A 20,939-nucleotide genomic window follows, 5' to 3' on the forward strand; every position below is an offset into this window, starting at 1 on the left:
CGGCGCTAGGGCGGACCGCGAGCGACAAGGAGATGCCCCGCATGCGCAAGCCCCTGCAGGAGGGGTGCGAGCGCTCCATCAGCTCCCTCGCCGGGCCGGAAGCGCGCCGCATGGTTCCGGGCCGGTGCATGACCTGAACCGACGGCCTTCGGCCGATACAGACGAAAACGCCCCGATCCAGCTGGACGGGGCGTTTTCGTTTGCGTCGACAGAAAGGGAAAGGCGCGCGACCGCTCGGGTCGCGCGCCTTGGACAATGCTACTCTTCGCCGGGACGGCCGGAACCGCTCGACTGGCCGCCCTTGCGGCCGGCATTCGAGGCGAGCTCGCGATCCTGGGAGAAGGAGCGCTTCTCCGCCGGTACGCTGCGACCGCCCTTGCTCGCGATTTCCCGCTGCCGTTCGAGGTCCATCGATGCGAAACCTCGCTTCGAGGTGGAATTTCCTGATGCCATCAGCGCCTCCTCAGCTTTGCGTTCACTGCCAAGACAACCTTTGCCAATATCGATGGTTCCTCATCTGATGGCTGAGCGAGCAGTCGCTGCCCTCAAGATTGGCGATTAATTTAAGCTTAACCGTTAGATCTGGCGGCTCACTTCGCTCGGCCGGGCGGATCGGAGGCGCCGGGCGACGGACGCCGAACACCCGAGGTCTGGACAAAGGCGTCGCGACCCGCATTGGATGCGCGAGGATCGTGCCGTGCCCGGAGGGACGTCGCGCCGCTGGAGCCCGTCCCATGACCCTCGAGACCGAGGTTTCGTCCCTGCGCCAGGTGCCGCTGTTTCGCGGCGTCGAGCCGTCGCGCCTCAAGCTCCTGGCCTTCACCAGCGAGCGGGTACATTTCGAGGCGGGCCAGCAGCTCTTCGCCCGGGGCGATGCGGCCGACGCCGCCTACCTGCTCCTCGAAGGCTCGGCGGAAGTCTCCATCGAGGGACCTCAGGGCCCGTTCCGGCTGGCCCTCCTTGGCGCGAACGCCCTCGTGGGCGAGATGGGCATCCTCGCCGATCAGCCGCGCTCGGCCACCGTCGCCGCCGTGGACCCGGCCATGGCCCTGCGGATCGACCGCACCGTCTTCCTCGAACTGCTGGCGCAGTTCCCGCCCATCGCGATCGCGGTGATGCGCGAACTGGCGCTTCGGCTCGAACAGACCAACCAGCAGCTCGCCCAGAGCCAGGGCTGACGCGCCCGGAGGCGACCGCCCCTCAGGGTTCCGGATAGGTGATGAATTCCATCAGCGAGCCGTCCGGGTCGCGGAAGTAGAGGCTGATTCCGGCACCGGCCGCGCCGTTGCGCTCGACGGGGCCGAGCTCCACGGGGACGCCGAGCGACGCGAGATGGTCGGCGGCCTGCTCGATGGTGCCGGACCAGCGGAAGCAGAGGTCGCTGTTGCCTGGCATCACGGGATGCTTGGCCAGCGGGGTCGCGCTCACGCCCGGTCCATGCACGTTCAGCTGCACGCCGCCGAATCGGTAGGCGAAGGCCGAACCCCGCGGGATGATCTCGGCCCCCATCACGTCGCGGTAGAAGGCGTTCGAGCGCTCCCAATCGGTGACGTGGATGACGCAATGGTCGAGGTGCACCGCCGGAGCGAGACCCGCCAGGGCCGCGCCGGCATCGATCTCGGAAAGCACCTGCGTGTCGACCATCTTGGCTCGCACCCTGAGGCCCATGGCGGCCCGGGCCGATCATGGAACCCCGGCTCGACCGATGCAATGCGCGCGGGGAAGACGGGTTCGGCGGTCGCCGCTGCGCCGGCCCGATCGTGCAGCGCCGGCGCGCTGCGCCGATACGCGACAGCCTCACTGCGGCGGGAATGACACAACGTCGGCGGCCCGGGAGCGGTAGTCAGGGGGCAGAGCCGTCCCCCGACGCGTCGAAACGTGGAGCTGTCCATGCCTTCCCGCCGCCTAGCCCTCGGCCTGATCCTGATCGCACCCCTCGCGGCGTGCCAGTCGCGCGGCCCCGTGAACCTGGCGCAGGACGACGAGGCGGCCTGGTATACCGGCACGATGCCGGACAAGCCCTACGACGTGCCGCTGGTCGACAAGACCCGGCTCGACCCGAAGTATCGCCGGCAGGTGGTGCGCTACACCGGGCCGGAGAAGCCCGGCACGATCGTGGTCGACATCGACAACCGCCAGCTCGCCCTGGTGCAGGAGGACGGCACGGCCGTGCAGTACGGCGTCGGCGTCGGCAAGCTCGGCTTCTCGTGGAAGGGCCAGGCTCGGGTCGGACGCAAGGGCGTCTGGCCGGACTGGAGCCCGACCACCACCATGGTCTCCCTCAACCCGGACCTACCGCGCACCCGCAAGGGCGGCGTCGACAATCCCCTCGGCGCCCGCGCCCTCTATCTCTACCAGGGCAACCGCGACATCCTGTTCCGCATCCACGGCACCAACGAGCCCTGGAGCATCGGCGAGCAGATGTCGTCGGGCTGCGTGCGCATGCTCAACGAGGACATCGTCGATCTCTACGAGCGCGTCCCCGTCGGCACGCAGGTCCTGGTGAAGCGCAACGGAAAGTACCGCGTCTGAGCCGCCTCGCCGCTTACTCAAGTCCTGAAGCCGTACCGGAGCGCGCCCTATGACCATCACGATCTCCAGCCTTCAGCCCGTCATCGCCCTGGCCGCCGGCGTGCTGATCCTCATCGTGCCGCGGTTGCTGAACTTCATCGTGGCGATCTACCTGATCCTCGTCGGGCTGATCGGTCTCGGGGTCTTCCGCTCGCTCGGCTGACCGCCGGCGGCTCCGTTACAGCGGGGCCGAACCGTCACGCTGTCCTCGCTTGGGAGACCCGTTCATCTTGCGTTGCAGCAAGAGATGGTCCAACCCGCCGTGTTAGGCATGGGGCAGTGTTCACTCCTGCAAGCGGACGGATACAGATGGGCAAGTGGGTCTACTCCTTCGGTGACGGCAAGGCCGAGGGCCAGTCGTCCATGCGCAACCTCCTGGGCGGGAAGGGCGCGAACCTCGCGGAAATGTCGAATCTCGGCCTTCCGGTTCCTCCCGGCTTCACCATCACGACCGAAGTCTGCACCTACTATTACGATCACGGACAGCGCTATCCGGAGGAGCTGAAGAGCGAGGTCAAGGCCGCCCTCGACGCCGTCGGCGCGCTCACCGGCCGCGGCTTCGGCGACCCGGAGAACCCGCTCCTCGTCTCGGTCCGCTCGGGCGCCCGCGCCTCGATGCCGGGCATGATGGACACCGTGCTCAACCTCGGCCTGAACGACGTTACCGTCGAGGCCCTGGCGCAGGGCGCCGGCGATCCGCGCTTCGCCTACGATTCCTACCGCCGCTTCATCACCATGTATTCCAACGTCGTCCTCGGCGTGGAGCACCACGCCTTCGAGGAGGCGCTGGAGCACTACAAGGAAGGCAAGGGCGTCAGCCTCGACACCGAACTCGGGGCCGAGGACTGGAAGCAGCTCGTCACCAAGTACAAGGCCATCGTGAAGGCCGAGCACGGCTCGGACTTCCCGCAGGCGCCGGAGGATCAGCTCTGGGGCGCGATCGGCGCGGTGTTCGATTCCTGGATGATCCCGCGCGCCAAGAAGTACCGTGAGTTGAACAACATCCCGGAGAGCTGGGGCACGGCCGTCAACGTCCAGGCCATGGTGTTCGGCAACATGGGCGACACCTCGGCCACCGGCGTCGCCTTCACCCGCAACCCGTCCACCGGCGAGCGCGCCCTCTACGGCGAGTTCCTGATCAACGCGCAAGGGGAAGACGTGGTGGCGGGCATCCGCACCCCGCAGGACATCACCGAGAAGGCCCGCATCGAGGCCAAATCCGACCGCCCCTCGATGGAGCTGGCGATGCCCGACTCCTACGCCGAGCTGGTGCGGATCTACGGCCTCCTCGAGACCCATTACCGCGACATGCAGGACATGGAGTTCACCATCGAGTCGGGCAAGCTCTGGATGCTCCAGACCCGCAACGGCAAGCGCACCGCCAAGGCGGCCCTGCGCATCGCCGTCGATCTCGCGGCGGAAGGCCTGATCACCGAGGAGGAGGCGATCGGCCGCGTCGAGCCCGCCGCCCTCGACCAGCTGCTGCACCCGACCATCGACCCGAAGGCCGAGCGCAAGGTCATCGCCTCCGGCCTGCCGGCCTCGCCGGGCGCCGCCACGGGCGAGATCGTCTTCAACTCCGAGGATGCCGAGGCCGCCCGCAAGGCCGAGCGCAAGTGTATCCTCGTGCGCGTGGAGACCTCGCCCGAGGACATCCACGGCATGCACGCCTCCGAGGGCATCCTCACCACCCGCGGCGGCATGACCAGCCACGCGGCCGTGGTGGCCCGCGGCATGGGCAAGCCCTGCGTGTCGGGCGTCGGCTCGATCCGCGTCGACTACAAGGCCGGCACCCTCTCGGTCGCCGGCACCACCCTGAAGGCCGGCGACAAGATCACCATCGACGGCTCGACGGGTCAGGTCCTCCTCGGCGAGGTCGCGATGCTGGAGCCCTCCCTGTCGGGTGAGTTCGCCACCCTCATGGGCTGGGCCGACAAGGTGCGCACCATGAAGGTCCGCACCAATGCCGACACCCCGACCGATGCCCGCGCCGCGCGCAACTTCGGCGCCGAGGGCATCGGCCTGTGCCGGACCGAGCACATGTTCTTCGAGGGCGACCGCATCGTCGCCGTGCGCGAGATGATCCTCGCCGACGACGTGGAGGGCCGCCGTGCGGCGCTGGCCAAGATCCTGCCCTACCAGCGCCAGGACTTCGTCGAGCTGTTCACGATCATGTCGGGCCTGCCCGTCACGATCCGCCTGCTCGATCCGCCGCTGCACGAGTTCCTGCCGCACACCGACGAGGAGGTGCGCGACGTCGCCACCAGCACCGGAGTGTCGGAGGACAAGCTGCGCCGCCGCATGACGGAACTGCACGAGTTCAACCCGATGCTCGGCTTCCGCGGCTGCCGCCTCGCCATCGCCTTCCCGGAGATCGCCGAGATGCAGGCCCGGGCCATCTTCGAGGCCGCCGTCCAGGCCGCCAAGGAGACGGGCGCTCCCGTCACCCCGGAGGTGATGGTGCCGCTCGTGTTCACGAAGATGGAGTTCGACATCGTCAAGGCGCGCATCGATGCCATGGCGAAGGCAGTCGCTGCCGAAACCGGCAGCATCGTTGATTATCAGGTAGGCACGATGATCGAGCTGCCCCGGGCCGCGCTGCGGGCCGGCGACATCGCCGAGACCGCGGAGTTCTTCTCCTTCGGCACCAACGACCTGACCCAGACGGCCCTCGGCATTTCCCGCGACGATGCCGCGACCTTCCTCGGCGCCTACACCCAGAAGGGTATCCTCGCGGCCGATCCCTTCATCAGCATCGATCAGGAAGGCGTCGGCGAGCTCGTGCGCATCGGCGTCGAGCGCGGCCGTGCGGTCCGTCCCGACATCAAGCTCGGCATCTGCGGCGAGCACGGCGGTGATCCGGCCTCGATCGGCTTCTGCCAGGAGGTCGGCCTCGACTACGTGTCGTGCTCGCCCTACCGGGTGCCGATCGCCCGTCTCGCGGCGGCCCAGGCCGCCCTGGCCGCGAAGGCCGCCAAGTAGGCCTGGACGCCCCACCGAACCCCCGTCCGGGGCGGCCCCGCGCCCCCCCCCCCACGGGGGTGAAACGACCTGTTCAACAAATTGTCGAAAACGCGGCGAACCGATGACGCGCGGGCACGTTCAGTGCTAGTGCCAGACCGTTGCGCGCAGGCGAGCCTGCTCACAGGGGCGGCAGCCAACGCGTGGGATCGCCGGTATGAACGACACCAGCCCACCTCCTTTGTTCCTCAACGAAAACCCCGTCGCCGTCCCGCTGCCGCGGGTGATGCAGCAGGCCTACCTCTGGGTGGTGGCCGGCATCGGCGGCGTGGCCACGGTGGCCCTGTTCGTCTTCGCCGTGGCGACACAGAGCGGAGCGGATGCCGAGCGCATCGCCGGCGCGCAGGAGAGCCGGGGCTCGAGCCTCGCGACCCTCGTGGGCAACCTCGCAGCGACGCACGGACGCCCCGGCGCGCTCTGACGCCGGCGCTTAACCGCTCCGCAACCATACCGCACGATAGTCGACCGTGACGGCCGCTCCCGCGCCTCGGCGGGCCTGGTGGCCAGAGCGTTTGGCATCCTGGTGCGGGTCTGTTGCGTGGGTACGAAACGGTTACGGCGCACGTCGCATCTTCGCTGGCTCAGTGCCGCGATGACCCCCTGGGCGGCCGGCATCGGCCTGCTCGTTTCCTTCACGGCCACGGCCGGCACCGACATGGCGCCCGGTGCCGCCGGGCGGGCCGCCGGGACCGGCCACCTCCTGGCGACGGCCTCGCCGGGTGCGCGCCTCGCCGGAACCGAAACCCGCTCGCACGCCCCCCACCGGGTCTATACCCGCGGCACCGCCGAGGGCCTGCCGGCGCTCGAAGGCCGGGATGACGCGCTGATCGTCAGGACGAGCCTCGCGGACCCGACCAGCGGGCTGCTCGAATCCGGCTCCACGACCTGGAATCCCGATCTCGATGCCGGCTTCGTGCCGGCCCCCGAGCTCGGCCTGGATCGCGGCGGGGAGGGCGATGGGCCGGTGATCGTCGTGGAGGACGGGGCGACGCCCGCGATCCCCCGCGCCGAGGCCCTGTCCTCGACCACGCCGGCCCCGGCGGACGCGACCCCGATCGAGATCGCCGCCGCGAGCCTTGCCTTTCCCGGCCTGTCGCCGCGCGGCTCCCAGGCGGACGGGGCCACGCCGGGAGCGGCCGCGCCGCCCGACGTGGCGCGACACCGCTACGCCGACCTGATCGGCCCGGACGCCATGGACCGCGAGCAGCGCTGCCTCGCCGAGGCGGTGTATTTCGAGGCCCGCAGTGAATCCGAGGAGGGACAGGCCGCGGTGGCCCAGGTCGTGCTCAACCGGGTGAAGAGCGGCCTCTACCCCGGCAATGTCTGCGGCGTGGTCTACCAGAACCGGCACCGCTACATGGGCTGCCAGTTCTCCTTCGCCTGCGAGGGCAAGTCGCTGCGCATCACCGACGGGCCGTCCTGGCAGAACGCCACCCGCATCGCGAGCGCGGTGATCGAGGGACGCACCTATCTGAGCGAGGTCGGCGGTGCGACCCACTACCATGCGGACTACGTGAAACCCGGCTGGTCGCGCCGACTGAAGAAGATGGACGTCATCGGCCGGCACATCTTCTACCAGCTCAAGCGCGGACAAACCTGAGTTTTGGAACAGTTCCGCGGCTTTTTACGTAAGCATTGAAACTTCTAAGTAGTCCTAAGCTTGGGTTAATTTTACCTTGAGTCTCGATAGAGCTTGATCGAGCGGCAACTTGGCGGCCTCTGGAACGTCGAGATGCGCGCGGGCTTCGCGCGCCATCCCGTCCTGTACAGCGTCTCGAGCCGAGGAACCCGTCATGACCACGCCGGTCGCAGCCCGTATCAGTCTCGCCGCCATCGCCGGCGCAATCATCACCCTTTCCTCCGCCCAGGCCGGCGGCTGCGGCGGCGCCGAGTGCTACCGCCACGTCAACACGCCCCCGGTCTACGGCGCCGTGTCCGAGCGGGTCCTCGTCCGCCCGGCCGAGACCGTCTACCGCACGGTGCCGCCGGTCTACGACACCGTCTCGGAGCGGGTGCTCGTGGCGCCGGGCGGCCGCGTCTGGCAGACCCGCCGCGACGCCTACGGCGAGCTGATCGGCTGCTGGGTCGACGTGCCGCCGCAATACGCCGTCCGCCGGCGCCGCGTTCTCGTGCAGCCGGCGCAGACGATTCCCGAGACGATCCCGCCGGAATACGCCAGCGTCCGCCGGCGCGTCCTCGTCCAGCCGGCCCGCTCCGGCTGGGTCCCGGCCAATTACGGCCAGGGCGGCTACCCGGGCACCTTCGGCCCCAGCCTCGCCGTCGGCTCGCTCCCCGATGCCTTCGGCATCACCGGCGCCAGTTCGGCCGATGTCGGCGTCGGCCTCGGCTTCTCCTCGGGCAGCATCTACGACGGCTACTGAGCCGGCAGCCCCGCAGGACCGTCGGCCCCGGACGCTCCTGGCGTCCGGGGCCGCTTGATTCGGACCGCCGGCGCCACACCTCAGACCGGTGAGCGGGAGATGTGCCATGGGTCGGTTCAAGGCTTGGGTCGTCGAGAAGACGGAGACGGGACAATCCCTGGCCTTCAGGGATTTCGACGATGCCGACCTGATGGCGGGCGACGTCACCGTCCGGGTGACCCACTCCACGGTGAACTACAAGGACGGGCTGGCGATGACCGGTACGTCGCCGGTGGTGCGCCGTTTCCCCATGATCCCCGGCATCGACTTCGCGGGTTTCGTCGAGACCTCGGACCATCCCGACTACAAGGCCGGCGACGCGGTGGTGCTCACCGGCTGGGGCGTCGGAGAGACCCATCTCGGGGCCTATGCCCAGCGCGCGCGGGTGAAGGGCGATTGGCTGGTGCCGCTCCCCGAGGGCCTGAGCCCCGCCCAGGCGATGGCGATCGGCACCGCCGGATACACCGCGATGCTCTGCCTGATGGCCCTCGACCACCACGGGGTGGGCCCGTCGCAGGGTCCGGTCCTGGTGACCGGCGCGTCCGGCGGCGTCGGATCGGTGGCGGTCGCCCTGCTGGCGCGGGCCGGCTGGCACGTCATCGCGTCCACCGGCCGCGATGCGGAGGCCGAGTATCTGCGCGGCCTCGGCGCCGCCGAGATCCTCGACCGCGCGGAGTTGAGCAAGCCCGGCAAGCCGCTGGCCAAGGAGCGCTGGGCGGCGGCGGTGGACGCCGTGGGCTCGGTCACCCTCGCCAACGTCCTGGCCGGGACGAAGGCGGACGGCGCGGTCGCGGCCTGCGGCCTGGCACAGGGCATGGACCTGCCGACCTCGGTCGCGCCCTTCATCCTGCGCGGGGTCTCGCTGCTCGGCATCAACAGCGTGACCACGCCGCAACCCAAGCGCCGGGCGGCCTGGGGTCGCCTCGCCCGGGAACTCGACCACGACAAGCTCGCGGCGATGACCCGGACGGTGCCGCTGGCGGGCGTCGACACGGTGGCGCGGGCGATCCTCGAGGGCCAGGTCCGCGGCCGTACGGTGGTCGAGGTCGCCTGAGCGATGGAACGCCCGTCGCGAACCGGGCGTTTTCATCGTCATGAGCCAAGCATTCGTCCGTGAGCGTGACGGAGACGCGGTGTTCGAGGATCTTCCCGAGCGCCCGATTTCGTCCCATCCCAACTTCGTCACCCCCGAGGGGCTGGCCCGGATCGAGGCCGAGGTCGCGCGTCTTCAGGACGAGTTCTCGGCCCTGACGCCGGACGCGCAGGCGGACGTCGCCCGCGTCAACCGCGACCTGGCCTATTGGACCGCCCGGCGCAGCTCCGCGCAACTAATCGAGGCCGAACCCAGCGACGTGGTCCGGTTCGGTTCGACCGTGACGATCCTGGCGGAGGACGACAGCCGCCGGACCTATCGCATCGTCGGCGAGGACGAGGCCGACCCTGCCCAGGGTACGATTTCCTACGTCTCCCCGATGGCCCGTGCCCTGACCGGGAAGGTGGTCGGCGACGTGGTCGAGGTGAACGGGCATGAGAGTGAGATCGCCGCAATCGGCTGACGTCCCGGTGCTGCGCTAGATCGCGCGCGGACAAGAAAAAAGGCTCGGATTGCTCCGAGCCCTGGAAGGGAAAAGGCCATTGGGGGCTGAACTGGCCTTCGTGCAGGGGAAACACCCTCCCGCCGGCTTGGTTCCCGAGCCTTTCGAAAAAAGTTTCAGCGCGGAGCGGCGGCCCGCCGCAGGCGGTCGTTGATCGCCTCGCCGAGGCCGCGCATCGGGATCGGCGCGACCGCGATCACCGGGGCGCCGATGGCATCGAGCCGGCGCAGGGCCGAGAACAGACGCGCTGCCGCCTCGCCGAGATCCCCCTTCGGGCTCAGATTCAGGTGTCCGCGCGCCGCTTCCGCGCCGGGGATGGGATCGGGACCGAACAGCAGCACGGCCTCCTCCCTCGATACGGATATCGCGTCGAGGCGGACCCGCGCACGGGGCGCGTAGTGGGACGCCAGCAGGCCGGGGCCGACCGGCTGGGCCGCGTCCCCGTTCTCCGGGCCCGCGAAGGGTCGGCCGAGCCGGGCTTCGAGGGCCTCCCGCGTGAGGCCACCGGGCCGGAGCAGCCGGGGCGGCCCGCCGAGACAGGCGACCACCGTGGATTCGACGCCGACCGGCGTCTCGCCGCCGTCGAGGACGGCGGCGATCCGGCCGTCGAGATCGCCGAGCACGTGCTCGGCGCTGGTCGGGCTGACGCGGCCCGAGCGGTTGGCCGACGGGGCGGCGACGGGCTGGCCGACGCGCGCCAGCAGCGCCCGGGTCGCCTCGGGTGCCGGCACCCGCAGGGCGACGCTCGGCAGGCCGGCCCGGGCGAGGTCGCAGACCCGGCAGCCCGGCGCGGCCGGCACCACCAGGGTCAGGGGGCCGGGCCAGAACGCCTCGGCGAGGCTGCGCGCCGCCGCGTCGAATACGCCCTCGGCGAAGGCCGCGTCGGCGTCGGCGAGATGCGCGATCAGCGGATTGAAGCGCGGGCGCGCCTTGGCGGCGAAGATCCGGGCCACGGCGGACGGATCGGTGGCGTCGGCGCCGAGGCCGTAGACCGTCTCGGTGGCGAAGGCCACGAGTTGCCCGTCGCGCAGCAGGGAGGCCGCCGCCGCGATTCCCGCGGCATCGCCGAAGAGTCGCCGCGTCGCCACGGCCGGACCGGCCTCGTCCGGGTTCGCATCGTCGGGGATTGACCCGAGATCGTTCATATCTAAACTATCTGCGCTGGCACCCCTTCGCGGGGGGAGAGCCTGGGCCTAGCGCCCGGCCGGGCCATGCGTCAAACACGGGGCGATACGCGTCGACTCAACCAAGGCGCGGGAGGAAGCATCATGACCTATCGCGCACCGGTGGCCGACATGCTGTTCGCCCTGCGCCACGTGGCCGGGCTCGACGCCGCCCTGGCGGCGGGCCTGCACGGAGACCTCGCGGTGGAGGATGCGGAAGCGGTCCTGGCCGAGGCCGGCAAGGTCGCCGAATCGGTCATCGCCCCCCTGAACCGGGTGGGCGATCGCCACGGCACGCCGCTGAAGGACGGGGCCATCACCACACCGCCGGGCTGGCGCGAGGCCTACCGGACCTGGATCGCCGGCGGCTGGAACGGGCTCAGCGCCGATCCCGACCATGGCGGGCAGGGCCTGCCCCTCGTCCTCAACGCCGCCTGCACCGAGATGTGGAACGCCGCGAGCATCGCCTTCGGCCTCTGCCCGCTCCTCACGGCGGGCGGCATCGAGGCCCTGGCGCAGCACGGCTCGGACGCGCTGAAGACCGGCTACCTCGACAAGCTGGTCTCGGGCGAATGGACCGCGACCATGAACCTCACTGAGTCGCAGGCCGGCTCGGACCTCGCGCTCCTGCGCAGCCGGGCCGAGCCCCTGGGCGACGGCCGCTACAGCATCGTCGGCGCCAAGATCTACATCACCTACGGCGAGCACGACCTCACCGACAACATCGTCCACCTCGTGCTGGCCCGCCTGAAGGACGCGCCCGCCGGCACCCGCGGCATCTCGCTGTTCCTGGTGCCGAAGGTGCTGCCCGACGGCAGCCGCAACGACCTGCGCTGCTCGGGCATCGAGCACAAGCTCGGCATCCACGGCTCGCCGACCTGCTCGATGGCCTTCGGCGACGACGGCGGCGCCGTCGGCTGGCTCATCGGCGAGGAGAATCGCGGGCTCGCCTGCATGTTCACGATGATGAACTCGGCCCGGCTCAACGTCGGCCTGCAGGGCGTCGGCATCGCCGAGCGCGCCTACCAGCAGGCCCTGGGCTACGCCCACGACCGGCGCCAGGGCAAGGCGCCGGGGGCCGCCGAGGCGAGCCCCATCGTCGCCCATGCCGACGTACAGCGCATGCTGCTGACGATGAAGGCCTTCACTCAGGCCGCCCGCGGCATCTGCTACCTCACCGCCGCCGCCCTCGACGCGGCGGAGGGCCCGGAGGGCCAGGCGGCCCATGACCGGGCCTCCCTGCTCACCCCCGTCGCCAAGGCCTTCTCCACCGACATCGCCAACGAGGTGACCTCGCTCGGCGTCCAGGTCCATGGCGGCATGGGCTTCGTCGAGGAGACCGGCGCCGCCCAGCACATGCGCGACGCCCGCATCCTCGGCATCTACGAGGGCACCAACGGCATCCAGGCCATCGACCTCGTCGCCCGCAAGCTGCCGCTCAACGGCGGCGCCACGGTGCGGGCGCAGATCGCCGGCCTGCGCCGGACCGCCGAGGGCTTCCTCAAGGATACCGACCCGGCCTTCGGCCATATCGGCGCCCGGCTGCGCGCCGGCATCGAGAGCCTGGACCGGGCAACGAGCTTCCAGTTGAAGGCGCTGGTCTCGAACCGGCCCGAGGCGGCGCTCGCCGGGGCGACGCCCTACCTGCGCCTGTTCGGACTCGTCCAGGGCGGGGCCTGCCTCGGCCGCCAAGCGCTCGCCGCCAACGCGGCCCTGAAGGCGGGAGAGACCGACCCGGCCCATGCCGGCCGGATCGCGCTCGCGCGCTTCTTCGCCGACAACCTGCTCACCGCGGCGGAGGGGCTCGAGGCGAGCATCGTCACGGGCGGGCACTTCACCGAGGATGCGGACCTCGCCCTGGCGAGTTGAGGGCCCGTCGCGCGGGAATCGAGACGCATCCGGAGGAGGGCACCATGAGCGAGCACATCGCGATCACGGAGACGGACGACGGCGTCCGCCTCATCCGCATCGACCGACCCGAGAAGAAGAACGCCCTGACGGGCGACATGTACGACGCCATGCGCGCGGCCCTGATGGAGGCCGACGCGACGGAGGCGGTCGGCGCCGTGGTCTTCGCCGGGGCGCCGGGCGCGTTCAGCGCCGGCAACGACCTCGCGGATTTCGTGGCGGGCGCGAGCAAGCCGTTCCGCGAGGCGCCGGCCCTGCAGTTCATCCGCCAGCTCGCCCGCACCCGCACGCCGATGATCGCCGCCGTGGACGGGATCGCGGTGGGGATCGGCACGACCCTGACCCTGCATTGCGACCTCGTCTATGCCAGCCCGGCCGCCCGCTTCCGCATGCCCTTCGTGGAACTCGGCCTCGTGCCGGAGGCGGCGTCGAGCTACCTGCTGCCCCGCCGGGTCGGGCTCCTGAAGGCCACCGAGATGCTGCTCCTGAGCCAGGGCTTCGACGCCGACGAGGCGCTCGGCCTCGGGCTCGTCAACGGGGTGATGCCGGCCGCCCTGCTGTTGGAGCATGCCCAGGCTCAAGCCGCGCGCCTCGCCGGCCTCCCGCGTGGGGCGGTGCAGGCGACGCGGGCGCTGATCCGCGGCGATCAGGCCGCGATGGAAGCCGCCCTGGAGGCCGAGGCCGTCGCCTTCGAGGAGCGCCTGCGCGCGCCGGAAGCCCAGGCCGCCTTCGCGCGCTTCCTCGGCCGGGCCAAGCCGGCGTGAGCGCCGGCGCCGTCCCGTCTCCGAAACCCGATCTGCGTGGGAAGATCTGCCTCGTGGCCGGGGGCTCGCGCGGGGTCGGGCGCGGCCTCGCCCGGGGCCTCGGCGAGGCGGGGGCCACCGTCATCGTCACGGCCCGCTCCAGCGAGACGGGGCCGCGCACGGAGGGACGGCCGGAGGTCGTCGAGGACGCCGCCCGCGCCGTCGATGCCGCCGGGGGCGAGGGCCACCACTATCTCTGCGACCACACCAGCGAGCGGGCGGTCGACGGGCTGGTCCACTGGACCTTGCGCCGGTTCGGGCGCATCGATCTCGCCGTCTCCAGCGTCTGGGGCGGCAACGAGGGCTATGACGGCGAGCGCTACGCGGACGGCGCCGCCTGGGGCACGCCGTTCTGGCGCCGCTCGGCCGAGCCGTTTTCGGAGTTCTTCGGCAGCGGCCCGTATCCGGCGCTGCTGCTCGCCCGCGCGGTCGCCCCCGCGATGGTCTCGGCGAGAGCCGGCCTCCTCGCCTTCGTCTCCTTCGACACCGCGCCGGGCTATCTCGGCGACCTCTTCTACGATCTGGCGAAGGCGACCACGAACCGGCTCGCCTATGCCTGCGCCCAGGAACTGGCGCCGCACGGCGTCACTGCGCTCGGGCTCTCGCCGGGCTTCGTGCGCACCGAGCGCGCGGTCGATATCGGCCATGCCGACCGGGCGACGGAGACCCCGCTCTATGCGGGCCGGGCGCTCGCCGCCCTAGCAGCGGACCCCGCCGTGGCGGGCCGGGCCGGGCAGATCCTCCATGTCGGCGATCTCGCCGCCGCCTACGGGTTCACCGATGCGGACGGTACGCAGCCACCCCGGTTCCAGATCGACGCACAAGAATCGTGAACAAGAAACCTGAGAGAGGAGACCTGAGACATGAGCGGATCGCTACAGGGCAAGACCCTGTTCATCACCGGGGCCTCCCGCGGGATCGGCCTCGCCATCGCCCTGCGGGCGGCCCGGGACGGCGCGAACATCGCCATCGCGGCCAAGACCGACACGCCGCATCCGAAGCTGGAGGGCACCATCCACACCGCCGCCGCCGCCATCGAGGCGGCGGGCGGCCGGGCGCTGCCGCTCCTGGTGGACGTCCGCGACGAGGACAGCGTGGCCTCGGCGATCGCCCGGACGGCGGAGACCTTCGGCGGGATCGACATCGTGGTGAACAACGCCAGCGCGATCGCGCTGACCCGGACGCCCGAGACCGAGATGAAGCGCTTCGACTTGATGCACGGCATCAACACGCGCGGCACCTACATGGTCAGCAAGTACGCGATCCCCCACCTGGCCAAGGCGCAGAACCCGCACATCGTGATGCTGTCGCCGCCCCTCGACATGTCCGAGAAGTGGTTCGCCCCACATCTCGCCTATTCCATCGCCAAGTACGGCATGTCGCTCTGCGTCCTCGGGCTCGCCGGCGAGCTGCGGCGCCAGGGCATCGCGGTCAACGCCCTCTGGCCGCGCACCACCATCGCCACGGCGGCTGTGAAGAACCTGCTCGGCGGCGAGGCGCTGATGCAGGCGAGCCGCACCCCTGAGATCCTGGCCGACGCCGCCCACGCGCTGTTCGGCCTGCCCGCCCGGGAGGTCACCGGCCGCTTCCTCATCGACGACAGCTTCCTGGCCGAGCAGGGTGTCACGGACTTTTCAAAATACCGCGTCACACCCGGCATCCCTCTTGCGCCGGACTTCTTCGTGCCGGATGCGAGCACACCGCCTCCCGGGGCCTTCGCCTGAGACATCCCGCGTGATCTTCATCCACCAGCCGGTCGCCGGCGCCGGGCAGACCCTGCTCGAGCGCCGTTCCCTCGAATTGCAGGAGCCGATCCCCGACGACACCGTCTGGCTCGACATGGTGCGGCCGAGCCGGGAGGAGGACCTCAAGGTCGAGGTCTTCATGGGCATCTCGGTGCCGACCCGCGAGGAGATGAAGGACATCGAGCCCTCCGAGCTCCTCTACGTCGAGGACGGGGCCCGCTACATGACCGGCCGGGTGCTGAGCAAGGTCAGCGAATCCGAGGAGCCGGGGCTGGCCGGCATCACCTTCATCCTGCGCGGCAACCGGCTCGTCACGGTGCGCTACGAGGAGCCGCAGGCCTTCCGGATGTACACCCAGCGGGCCGGCCGCTCCACGGGCAACGGCCCCTCCGCCGTGCCCTCGGGCGAGACCATCCTGGCCGGCCTGATCGAGACAGTGATCGACCGGGCGGCGGACGTGCTCCAGCTCCAGGGCGAGCGCATCGACCGGCTCTCGGGCAAGATCTTCGAGGAGAAGGAGGACCCGAGCGCCCGCAACACCGCCCTGCAGGACACGCTGCGCGCGCTCGGGCGCCACGGCGACCTCATCTCGAAGCAGCGCGAGAGCCTCGTCTCCATGGAGCGCATCCTGCTCTCGCTCTCGGCGACCTACCGCACCGCCAAGGCGCCCCGCGAGCTGCGCGAGGACGTGCGCTCGACCCTGCGCGACCTGCAGTCGCTTGAGGAGCACGCCACCTTCCTGTCCTCGAAGATCCAGTTCCTCCTCGACGCGACGCTCGGCCTCGTGAACCTCGAGCAGAACAACATCATCAAGCTGTTCTCGGTCATGGCGGTGGTCTTCATGCCGCCGACCCTGATCGCGTCGATCTACGGCATGAACTTCAAGGCGATGCCGGAACTCGACTGGGGGTTCGGATACCCGATGGCGGTGGTCATGATGGTCGTGGCGGCCGTGCTTCCGTACGTGTTCTTCCGCTGGAAACGCTGGCTCTGATCCGCGCTCCGCTCGATCCGAGCGGGCCCCGGATCGGCAAGCCGCCGCCGTGCCCGAGCGGAGCCCCGATCCGCCGAGCCGAAGTGATCGGCCGGGTTTGGTAGGAGTAAGCAAGGGCCAATCTTCGGCACATTCCGGGAACCGACCCGGCGAAACCGGGCTTGGCGCCGGCCGATTTTCATCAGCTCAAGCTCTATTTCCTGACTTCCGTCAGGGAGACCCGTTTTATACACGGCGAATAAATACGTCCTTCGAAGGATTACATCCGCTCCGGCAGGACGACCATTATTTTGATCTAACATCTTATAAAAAACTTTTAAACTTTAGTTTTTCAATAACGACACCGAACCATAGATGACGGATTTCATCTAAATTGATAATTAAGCCCGCCTTGTCAAACATAGCGGGGCACGGAATGGTCCGTCGCGCAGGAACGTGCCTATGTCTCTTCGCTCTTTGTCAATCCGCAGCGCCCTCGTTGCCGCCTTCACGGCCCTCCTGTTGGTGATCCTCGTCCTGGGCGGTGTCGGTCTTCGGGGTATCGCCTCCGTCAACGACCGCCTGATCGAGGTCAACACAAACTGGTTGCCCAGTGTACGAACGATTCAGGCGGTCGCAATCTACGGGTCGCGCCATGCGACGAACGTCTATCGACATATTCTGATGATCGACGATGCGGAAAGCGAAAAACAGGATAAGGTGATCGATACGATCAAATCGAAAGCAGACGAACTGATCGCCGCCTACGAACCGCTGGCCTCCAGTGAGCACGAGAAAACGCTGTACGCGCAGGTCCGCCAGTCTTGGAAGGCATACCTCGACGTTACGGATCAGGTCTTGATCCTCTCCAGGCAACACAGGGAACCGCAAGCACGTGCGCTGATGGAGGACAAGGGCCAGAAGCTTCGCCTCGCCTTCATCAATCTGGTCGACCAGCTCGTCGCGCTCAACGTCGGAGGCGCCCTGCAGTCACAGACCGACTCGGATGCCTCCTACGCCTCGACGAAACTGATCACCCTCACGGCGGTGACCGTCGGAGCCATGCTGGCGATCGGACTCGGCATGATGATCACCCGCATCGTCGGCAACGGGATCGCCTCGGTGGTGCGTCCCATGACCGCCCTGGCGAGCGGCGACTTGTCCGTCGAGATCCCGCATCGCGGCGCCAAGACCGAGATCGGCACGATCGCCGATGCCGTCGCGATCTTTCAGGACCGGCTTCTCCAGATGAAGCGCCTCGAGGAGGAAACGGTCGCCGCGCGGGCAGGGGCCGAAGCCCAGCGCCGTCAGGGGATGCGCCAGATGGCGGACGATTTCGAGGCGGCCGTGGGCAGCATCATCGGCACCGTCGGGTCCGCCGCGACGGAACTCGAGGCCACCGCACGGGCCATGACCACGACCGCGAGCACGACAGCGGCGCAATCCCTGACGGTCGCCTCGGCGGCCGAGGAAGCGGCGACCAACGTCAACACGGTCTCGGCCGCCGCGGAGGAACTCGGTTCGTCCGTCGCGGAAATCGGACGGCAGGTCCAGGGCTCGGCGTCCCTGGCCGAGAATGCCGTGCACGAGGCGGAGGAGACGGCGGCCCTGGTCCAGGAACTGAGCAGCGCCACCGTGCTGATCGGCAACGTGGTCGATCTCATCTCCAACATCGCCAGCCAGACCAACCTGCTCGCGCTCAACGCCACCATCGAGGCGGCGCGCGCCGGCGAAGCCGGTCGAGGCTTCGCGGTGGTGGCCACCGAGGTCAAGGAACTCGCCGGCCAGACCGCCCGTGCCACCAGCGAGATCGGGACGCAGATCGCGCGGATCCAGGGCGCCACCGAGAGCAGCGTCAAGGCGATCGGCGGCATTCGCAGTCGGATCAGCGAGATCAGCAGCGTGGCGGCGTCGATCGCGGCGGCCGTCGAGCAACAGGGCGCGGCGACCCAGGAGATCGTCCGCAACGTCTCCCAGGCGGCCGCCGGTACGGGAGAGGTCACGTCGAACATCACCGGCGTGGCGACGGCCGCCGAGGAGACCGGCGCGGCCGCGACCCAGGTCCTGTCCTCGGCCTCGGAACTGTCGCGTCAATCCGAGCATCTCCGGAACCAGGTCAACCGCTTCCTCACCACCATCCGCGCCGCCTGACGGCGCGGCTCCGAGGCCCGGACGCGCGCACACCGCCTGCCGGGCCTTGCCCATCGCGCCGGATTTGCCGATCGTCCGCGCATGTGTGGACGCTTCTTCATCGCCCAGGCCCCGGAGATCTTCCGCGCCTTCTACGGCTATCCCGAGCTGCCGAACTTCCCGCCCCGGTACAACGTGGCGCCGACGCAGCCGGTGCCGGTGGTGCTGTCCGAGGCCGGCCGGCGCCAGTTCCGGCTGGTGCGCTGGGGCCTGTGGCCGAGCTGGGTCAAGGACCCGAAGGCGTTCCCCCTCGTCATCAACGCCCGCTCCGAGACCCTGCGGGAGAAGCCGACCTTCCGCGGCGCCCTGCGCCACCGGCGCTGCGTCTTCCTGGCGGACGGCTTCTACGAGTGGCGCCGGGAGGGGACGGGCCGGACCGCGACCAGGACGCCCTTCATGATCCGCCGCGCCGACCGGGCGCCGATGGCCCTCGCGGGCCTGTGGGAGAACTGGCTCGGGGCGGACGGCTCGGAGGTGGACACGGCGGCCATCGTCACCACGGACGCCAACGGCACGATGGCGGCGGTGCACGACCGGATGCCCGTGATCCTGGCGCCGGATTTGATCGAGGCCTGGCTCGACACCCGCGCCACCGAGCCGGACGCGGCGGTGACGCTGTGCCGCCCCTGCCCGGACGAATGGCTCACCCTCGACCCCGTCAGCGCCCGCGTGAACAACGCCCGCATCGACGCGCCGGATCTGATCGAGCCCCTGACGCACCCGCAGGCGGCAGCGCCCGAGCCGGAGGCGCCGCCCGCCGCGCAGCCACGCTCCAGCGACGAGGATGCGCAGGGCGCCCTGTTCTGAGCGCCGAACGCCTTCGTGTCCGGTGCGAAATAGCGATCGCCGGGCGTTCCCGCAGCGCAACGAAACCGCGCTCTGGCCGTTCAGGACTGGCAACACCAACCCGAAAACGGGAGACCCGCCATGTCCCTTCGCCTGCCCCTCCGCCTCGCCGCCGCCAGCATCTTCGCCCTGACGGCCGGCGCCGCCCTGGCCCAGAACCCGGACCTCACCAAGAACCCCGAGAACACCGGCCGCGCCGCCACCGCCACCGAAGCGACCCAGAAGAACGACAACCTCAAGGAGTGGCAGGTCGCCAAGTCGGCCAAGACCAGCCTCGCCCAGGCGATCGCCAGCGCCGAGGCCAAGGGCGACGAGAAGGGCGGCCGCGCCATCGACGCCGATTTCGAGAAGGCCGACAGCAAGAACCCCGCCCATTACGCGATCAAGGTCGTCTACCCGAGCGGCAAGCTGGTGGAATACGGCATCAACGCCGACACGGGCGAACTCTACAAGACCGAGAACCAGCCGATCGAGCGCTACTTCACCCGCCTGAAGCCGGCGGACTTCCAGAACGCGAAGGTCTCGCTGAAGGACGCGATCGCCCTGGCCGAGCAGAACGCCCCGGGCGGCAAGGCCTACGAGGCCGAGGTCGAGCGCGAGGGCAAGGCCGTCGAGTACGAGATCAAGGTCGCCCTCACGGACCGCGAGCAGGAGATCAAGATCGGACCGGACGGCGCGGTGAAGACCAAGTGAGCCGCGCTTAACCCGATCAGGCCGGGCGCCCCGAGGCGGGCGCCCGGTGCCCGCCCCCGCGCCGTGCGGTCCGTGCCCCGTCGACGGAGCCGGGCCGCACGGCGCTGTTGCATCGGCGGGGCAAAGACCGCATCGCTCACCCACGCCCTCCGGGGCGGCCGCAGGGGCGAGGACACGATGACGTCGGACGAGATCGAAACCATGAACCTGGCCCGGGCCAGCCTGGCCCGCCAGCGCGGCGCCCTCGCACGGCGCATCGGCGCCAGCGAGGTGGCGGCGCCCTCGGCGGCCGAAGACCTGACCCGCATCCTGCTCGCCATCGAGGCGGTCGACCGGGCGCTGGTCGATGCGGGCCGCCCCTACGTGCCGGCCGAGCACTGAGGCCCGGCCATGGACCCCGTACGGGATGCGAACGGCACCGTGCTCGCCGACGGCGATTCGGTGACGCTGATCAAGGATCTGAAGGTGAAGGGCACCTCGATCACCCTCAAGCGCGGAACGCTCGTCAAGAACATCCGCCTGACGGACGATCCGTCCGAGATCGAGTGCAACGCCGAGAAGGTGAAGGGTCTCGTCCTGAGGACCGAGTTCCTCAAGAAAGCCTGAGCGCGCGGACGTCCGCGCGGCGAAGGCCGCCGCCCCGGTCCGCGGACGGGGCGGCGGGGTAGGGGAGGCCGCGTGCGGCGCCTATTCGTCGGCGGCCGTGGAGACGCGGGCGGGCGAGCGGGTCAGGCTGCGGATCGCCCGCAGGGGACGGCCGGACTTCTCCGAGATGGCCCGGTCCTGGTCCTCGATGAGCTGGCGGGCCGGCTCGTCGCCGTCGAGCCCGCCGAGGATCTCCATCGGCACGCGCCGGTTCGAGGCGCGGGACTCGTCGTCGTAGACGACGTCGAACAGGACGGAGCCGCGCTCCTGCGGTTTCGACTTGGTACGCTTGGCCATGACGGGACGATGCTCGAACTGCAGGAACGGGGGAGAGACGTCGACGGCCACGGAGGGGCGGGGCGGGTG

At 69.9% G+C, this 20,939-nt stretch carries 23 protein-coding genes; 19 read left to right on the forward strand and 4 right to left on the reverse strand.

Annotated features, from left to right (window positions below; genetic code table 11):
- Nucleotides 1–258: 258 nt before the first annotated feature.
- A complete protein-coding gene (locus AC3WLN_RS10825; RefSeq protein WP_103709258.1) occupies nucleotides 259–453 on the reverse strand; it encodes a con-10 family general stress protein in 195 nt (64 codons plus the stop codon).
- A gap of 281 nt (nucleotides 454–734) precedes the next feature.
- Here AC3WLN_RS10825 and AC3WLN_RS10830 point away from each other — a divergent pair, with 281 nt between their 5' ends.
- Nucleotides 735–1,178 (forward strand): cyclic nucleotide-binding domain-containing protein, encoded by a 444-nt coding sequence (locus AC3WLN_RS10830; RefSeq protein WP_492481117.1) that lies wholly within the window; start codon nucleotides 735–737, stop codon nucleotides 1,176–1,178.
- Between the two features lie 22 nt (nucleotides 1,179–1,200).
- Here the strand turns inward: AC3WLN_RS10830 and AC3WLN_RS10835 are convergent, their stop codons facing one another.
- Nucleotides 1,201–1,644, reverse strand: a complete 444-nt coding sequence (locus tag AC3WLN_RS10835; protein ID WP_492481119.1) for a VOC family protein — start codon at nucleotides 1,642–1,644, stop codon at nucleotides 1,201–1,203.
- Between the two features lie 246 nt (nucleotides 1,645–1,890).
- On the opposite strand from AC3WLN_RS10835, the gene AC3WLN_RS10840 reads away from it, so the two are divergent.
- The 8 genes from AC3WLN_RS10840 to greA all read left to right on the forward strand — a co-directional run bounded on the left by AC3WLN_RS10840 (nucleotide 1,891) and on the right by greA (nucleotide 9,568).
- Nucleotides 1,891–2,532 (forward strand): L,D-transpeptidase, encoded by a 642-nt coding sequence (locus AC3WLN_RS10840; RefSeq protein ID WP_463769067.1) that lies wholly within the window; start codon nucleotides 1,891–1,893, stop codon nucleotides 2,530–2,532.
- A 49-nt stretch (nucleotides 2,533–2,581) separates the two neighbouring features.
- Complete coding sequence (locus AC3WLN_RS10845) at nucleotides 2,582–2,734, forward strand: DUF3096 domain-containing protein (RefSeq protein ID WP_463769065.1); 153 nt, start codon at nucleotides 2,582–2,584, stop codon at nucleotides 2,732–2,734.
- Nucleotides 2,735–2,880: 146 nt separating this feature from the next.
- Nucleotides 2,881–5,553 carry a pyruvate, phosphate dikinase gene (gene ppdK, locus AC3WLN_RS10850; protein ID WP_492481122.1) on the forward strand — a complete coding sequence of 891 codons (2,673 nt, stop codon included), beginning with the start codon at nucleotides 2,881–2,883 and terminating at the stop codon, nucleotides 5,551–5,553.
- A gap of 196 nt (nucleotides 5,554–5,749) precedes the next feature.
- Nucleotides 5,750–6,013 (forward strand): hypothetical protein, encoded by a 264-nt coding sequence (locus AC3WLN_RS10855; protein ID WP_492481124.1) that lies wholly within the window; start codon nucleotides 5,750–5,752, stop codon nucleotides 6,011–6,013.
- A gap of 171 nt (nucleotides 6,014–6,184) precedes the next feature.
- On the forward strand, nucleotides 6,185–7,192 hold the full coding sequence (locus tag AC3WLN_RS10860; RefSeq protein WP_492481126.1) for a cell wall hydrolase: 1,008 nt from the start codon (nucleotides 6,185–6,187) through the stop codon (nucleotides 7,190–7,192).
- Nucleotides 7,193–7,385: 193 nt separating this feature from the next.
- On the forward strand, nucleotides 7,386–7,973 hold the full coding sequence (locus tag AC3WLN_RS10865) for a hypothetical protein (protein WP_492481128.1): 588 nt from the start codon (nucleotides 7,386–7,388) through the stop codon (nucleotides 7,971–7,973).
- 106 nt (nucleotides 7,974–8,079) lie between these two features.
- The gene (gene acuI, locus AC3WLN_RS10870) at nucleotides 8,080–9,066 is read left to right on the forward strand and encodes an acrylyl-CoA reductase (NADPH) (protein WP_492481130.1); all 987 of its coding nucleotides are present in this window, start codon (nucleotides 8,080–8,082) and stop codon (nucleotides 9,064–9,066) included.
- 40 nt (nucleotides 9,067–9,106) lie between these two features.
- Nucleotides 9,107–9,568, forward strand: coding sequence for a transcription elongation factor GreA (greA, locus tag AC3WLN_RS10875; protein WP_492481132.1), 462 nt, complete (start codon nucleotides 9,107–9,109; stop codon nucleotides 9,566–9,568).
- Between the two features lie 155 nt (nucleotides 9,569–9,723).
- Here the strand turns inward: greA and AC3WLN_RS10880 are convergent, their stop codons facing one another.
- Entirely contained in the window at nucleotides 9,724–10,752 is a 1,029-nt protein-coding gene (locus AC3WLN_RS10880) for an L-threonylcarbamoyladenylate synthase (protein WP_492481134.1), read from the reverse strand.
- A 123-nt stretch (nucleotides 10,753–10,875) separates the two neighbouring features.
- Between AC3WLN_RS10880 and AC3WLN_RS10885 the strand changes: the two genes are divergently transcribed.
- From AC3WLN_RS10885 to AC3WLN_RS10930, 10 genes are all read left to right on the forward strand, one after another.
- The gene (locus tag AC3WLN_RS10885) at nucleotides 10,876–12,639 is read left to right on the forward strand and encodes an acyl-CoA dehydrogenase family protein (protein WP_492481136.1); all 1,764 of its coding nucleotides are present in this window, start codon (nucleotides 10,876–10,878) and stop codon (nucleotides 12,637–12,639) included.
- Nucleotides 12,640–12,683: 44 nt separating this feature from the next.
- Nucleotides 12,684–13,442 (forward strand): enoyl-CoA hydratase-related protein, encoded by a 759-nt coding sequence (locus AC3WLN_RS10890; RefSeq protein WP_492481138.1) that lies wholly within the window; start codon nucleotides 12,684–12,686, stop codon nucleotides 13,440–13,442.
- 53 nt (nucleotides 13,443–13,495) lie between these two features.
- Complete coding sequence (locus AC3WLN_RS10895; RefSeq protein ID WP_492481140.1) at nucleotides 13,496–14,314, forward strand: SDR family NAD(P)-dependent oxidoreductase; 819 nt, start codon at nucleotides 13,496–13,498, stop codon at nucleotides 14,312–14,314.
- A gap of 30 nt (nucleotides 14,315–14,344) precedes the next feature.
- A complete protein-coding gene (locus AC3WLN_RS10900; protein WP_492481141.1) occupies nucleotides 14,345–15,205 on the forward strand; it encodes an SDR family oxidoreductase in 861 nt (286 codons plus the stop codon).
- Between the two features lie 10 nt (nucleotides 15,206–15,215).
- The gene (locus AC3WLN_RS10905) at nucleotides 15,216–16,220 is read left to right on the forward strand and encodes a magnesium transporter CorA family protein (protein ID WP_055953169.1); all 1,005 of its coding nucleotides are present in this window, start codon (nucleotides 15,216–15,218) and stop codon (nucleotides 16,218–16,220) included.
- A gap of 441 nt (nucleotides 16,221–16,661) precedes the next feature.
- Nucleotides 16,662–18,350, forward strand: a complete 1,689-nt coding sequence (locus AC3WLN_RS10910) for a methyl-accepting chemotaxis protein (RefSeq protein ID WP_492481143.1) — start codon at nucleotides 16,662–16,664, stop codon at nucleotides 18,348–18,350.
- 81 nt (nucleotides 18,351–18,431) lie between these two features.
- Nucleotides 18,432–19,196: an SOS response-associated peptidase gene (locus tag AC3WLN_RS10915; RefSeq protein WP_492481145.1), complete on the forward strand. Its 765-nt coding sequence runs from the start codon at nucleotides 18,432–18,434 to the stop codon at nucleotides 19,194–19,196.
- Nucleotides 19,197–19,316: 120 nt separating this feature from the next.
- A complete protein-coding gene (locus AC3WLN_RS10920) occupies nucleotides 19,317–19,928 on the forward strand; it encodes a PepSY domain-containing protein (protein WP_492481146.1) in 612 nt (203 codons plus the stop codon).
- A 177-nt stretch (nucleotides 19,929–20,105) separates the two neighbouring features.
- The gene (locus AC3WLN_RS10925) at nucleotides 20,106–20,309 is read left to right on the forward strand and encodes a hypothetical protein (RefSeq protein WP_492481148.1); all 204 of its coding nucleotides are present in this window, start codon (nucleotides 20,106–20,108) and stop codon (nucleotides 20,307–20,309) included.
- Nucleotides 20,310–20,318: 9 nt separating this feature from the next.
- Complete coding sequence (locus tag AC3WLN_RS10930) at nucleotides 20,319–20,534, forward strand: alkylphosphonate utilization protein (RefSeq protein WP_492481150.1); 216 nt, start codon at nucleotides 20,319–20,321, stop codon at nucleotides 20,532–20,534.
- Between the two features lie 81 nt (nucleotides 20,535–20,615).
- Here the strand turns inward: AC3WLN_RS10930 and AC3WLN_RS10935 are convergent, their stop codons facing one another.
- A complete protein-coding gene (locus tag AC3WLN_RS10935; RefSeq protein ID WP_492481160.1) occupies nucleotides 20,616–20,870 on the reverse strand; it encodes a hypothetical protein in 255 nt (84 codons plus the stop codon).
- Nucleotides 20,871–20,939: the final 69 nt, after the last annotated feature.

The sequence above is a fragment of the Methylobacterium sp. FW306-05-D genome (assembly GCF_058782155.1).

What these genes read in the sequence shown, in the direction of transcription:
- AC3WLN_RS10910 (WP_492481143.1), top strand. Translation starts at nt 16,662, where the DNA reads ATGTCTCTTCGCTCTTTGTCAATCCGCAGCGCCCTCGTTGCCGCCTTC.
- AC3WLN_RS10925 (WP_492481148.1), top strand. Translation starts at nt 20,106, where the DNA reads ATGACGTCGGACGAGATCGAAACCATGAACCTGGCCCGGGCCAGCCTG.
- AC3WLN_RS10835 (WP_492481119.1), bottom strand. Translation starts at nt 1,644, where the DNA reads ATGGTCGACACGCAGGTGCTTTCCGAGATCGATGCCGGCGCGGCCCTG.
- AC3WLN_RS10915 (WP_492481145.1), top strand. Translation starts at nt 18,432, where the DNA reads ATGTGTGGACGCTTCTTCATCGCCCAGGCCCCGGAGATCTTCCGCGCC.
- AC3WLN_RS10860 (WP_492481126.1), top strand. Translation starts at nt 6,185, where the DNA reads ATGACCCCCTGGGCGGCCGGCATCGGCCTGCTCGTTTCCTTCACGGCC.
- AC3WLN_RS10900 (WP_492481141.1), top strand. Translation starts at nt 14,345, where the DNA reads ATGAGCGGATCGCTACAGGGCAAGACCCTGTTCATCACCGGGGCCTCC.
- AC3WLN_RS10920 (WP_492481146.1), top strand. Translation starts at nt 19,317, where the DNA reads ATGTCCCTTCGCCTGCCCCTCCGCCTCGCCGCCGCCAGCATCTTCGCC.
- AC3WLN_RS10865 (WP_492481128.1), top strand. Translation starts at nt 7,386, where the DNA reads ATGACCACGCCGGTCGCAGCCCGTATCAGTCTCGCCGCCATCGCCGGC.
- AC3WLN_RS10840 (WP_463769067.1), top strand. Translation starts at nt 1,891, where the DNA reads ATGCCTTCCCGCCGCCTAGCCCTCGGCCTGATCCTGATCGCACCCCTC.
- AC3WLN_RS10935 (WP_492481160.1), bottom strand. Translation starts at nt 20,870, where the DNA reads ATGGCCAAGCGTACCAAGTCGAAACCGCAGGAGCGCGGCTCCGTCCTG.
- AC3WLN_RS10845 (WP_463769065.1), top strand. Translation starts at nt 2,582, where the DNA reads ATGACCATCACGATCTCCAGCCTTCAGCCCGTCATCGCCCTGGCCGCC.
- acuI (WP_492481130.1), top strand. Translation starts at nt 8,080, where the DNA reads ATGGGTCGGTTCAAGGCTTGGGTCGTCGAGAAGACGGAGACGGGACAA.
- AC3WLN_RS10830 (WP_492481117.1), top strand. Translation starts at nt 735, where the DNA reads ATGACCCTCGAGACCGAGGTTTCGTCCCTGCGCCAGGTGCCGCTGTTT.
- greA (WP_492481132.1), top strand. Translation starts at nt 9,107, where the DNA reads ATGAGCCAAGCATTCGTCCGTGAGCGTGACGGAGACGCGGTGTTCGAG.
- AC3WLN_RS10885 (WP_492481136.1), top strand. Translation starts at nt 10,876, where the DNA reads ATGACCTATCGCGCACCGGTGGCCGACATGCTGTTCGCCCTGCGCCAC.
- AC3WLN_RS10825 (WP_103709258.1), bottom strand. Translation starts at nt 453, where the DNA reads ATGGCATCAGGAAATTCCACCTCGAAGCGAGGTTTCGCATCGATGGAC.
- AC3WLN_RS10930 (WP_492481150.1), top strand. Translation starts at nt 20,319, where the DNA reads ATGGACCCCGTACGGGATGCGAACGGCACCGTGCTCGCCGACGGCGAT.
- AC3WLN_RS10890 (WP_492481138.1), top strand. Translation starts at nt 12,684, where the DNA reads ATGAGCGAGCACATCGCGATCACGGAGACGGACGACGGCGTCCGCCTC.
- AC3WLN_RS10880 (WP_492481134.1), bottom strand. Translation starts at nt 10,752, where the DNA reads ATGAACGATCTCGGGTCAATCCCCGACGATGCGAACCCGGACGAGGCC.
- ppdK (WP_492481122.1), top strand. Translation starts at nt 2,881, where the DNA reads ATGGGCAAGTGGGTCTACTCCTTCGGTGACGGCAAGGCCGAGGGCCAG.
- AC3WLN_RS10855 (WP_492481124.1), top strand. Translation starts at nt 5,750, where the DNA reads ATGAACGACACCAGCCCACCTCCTTTGTTCCTCAACGAAAACCCCGTC.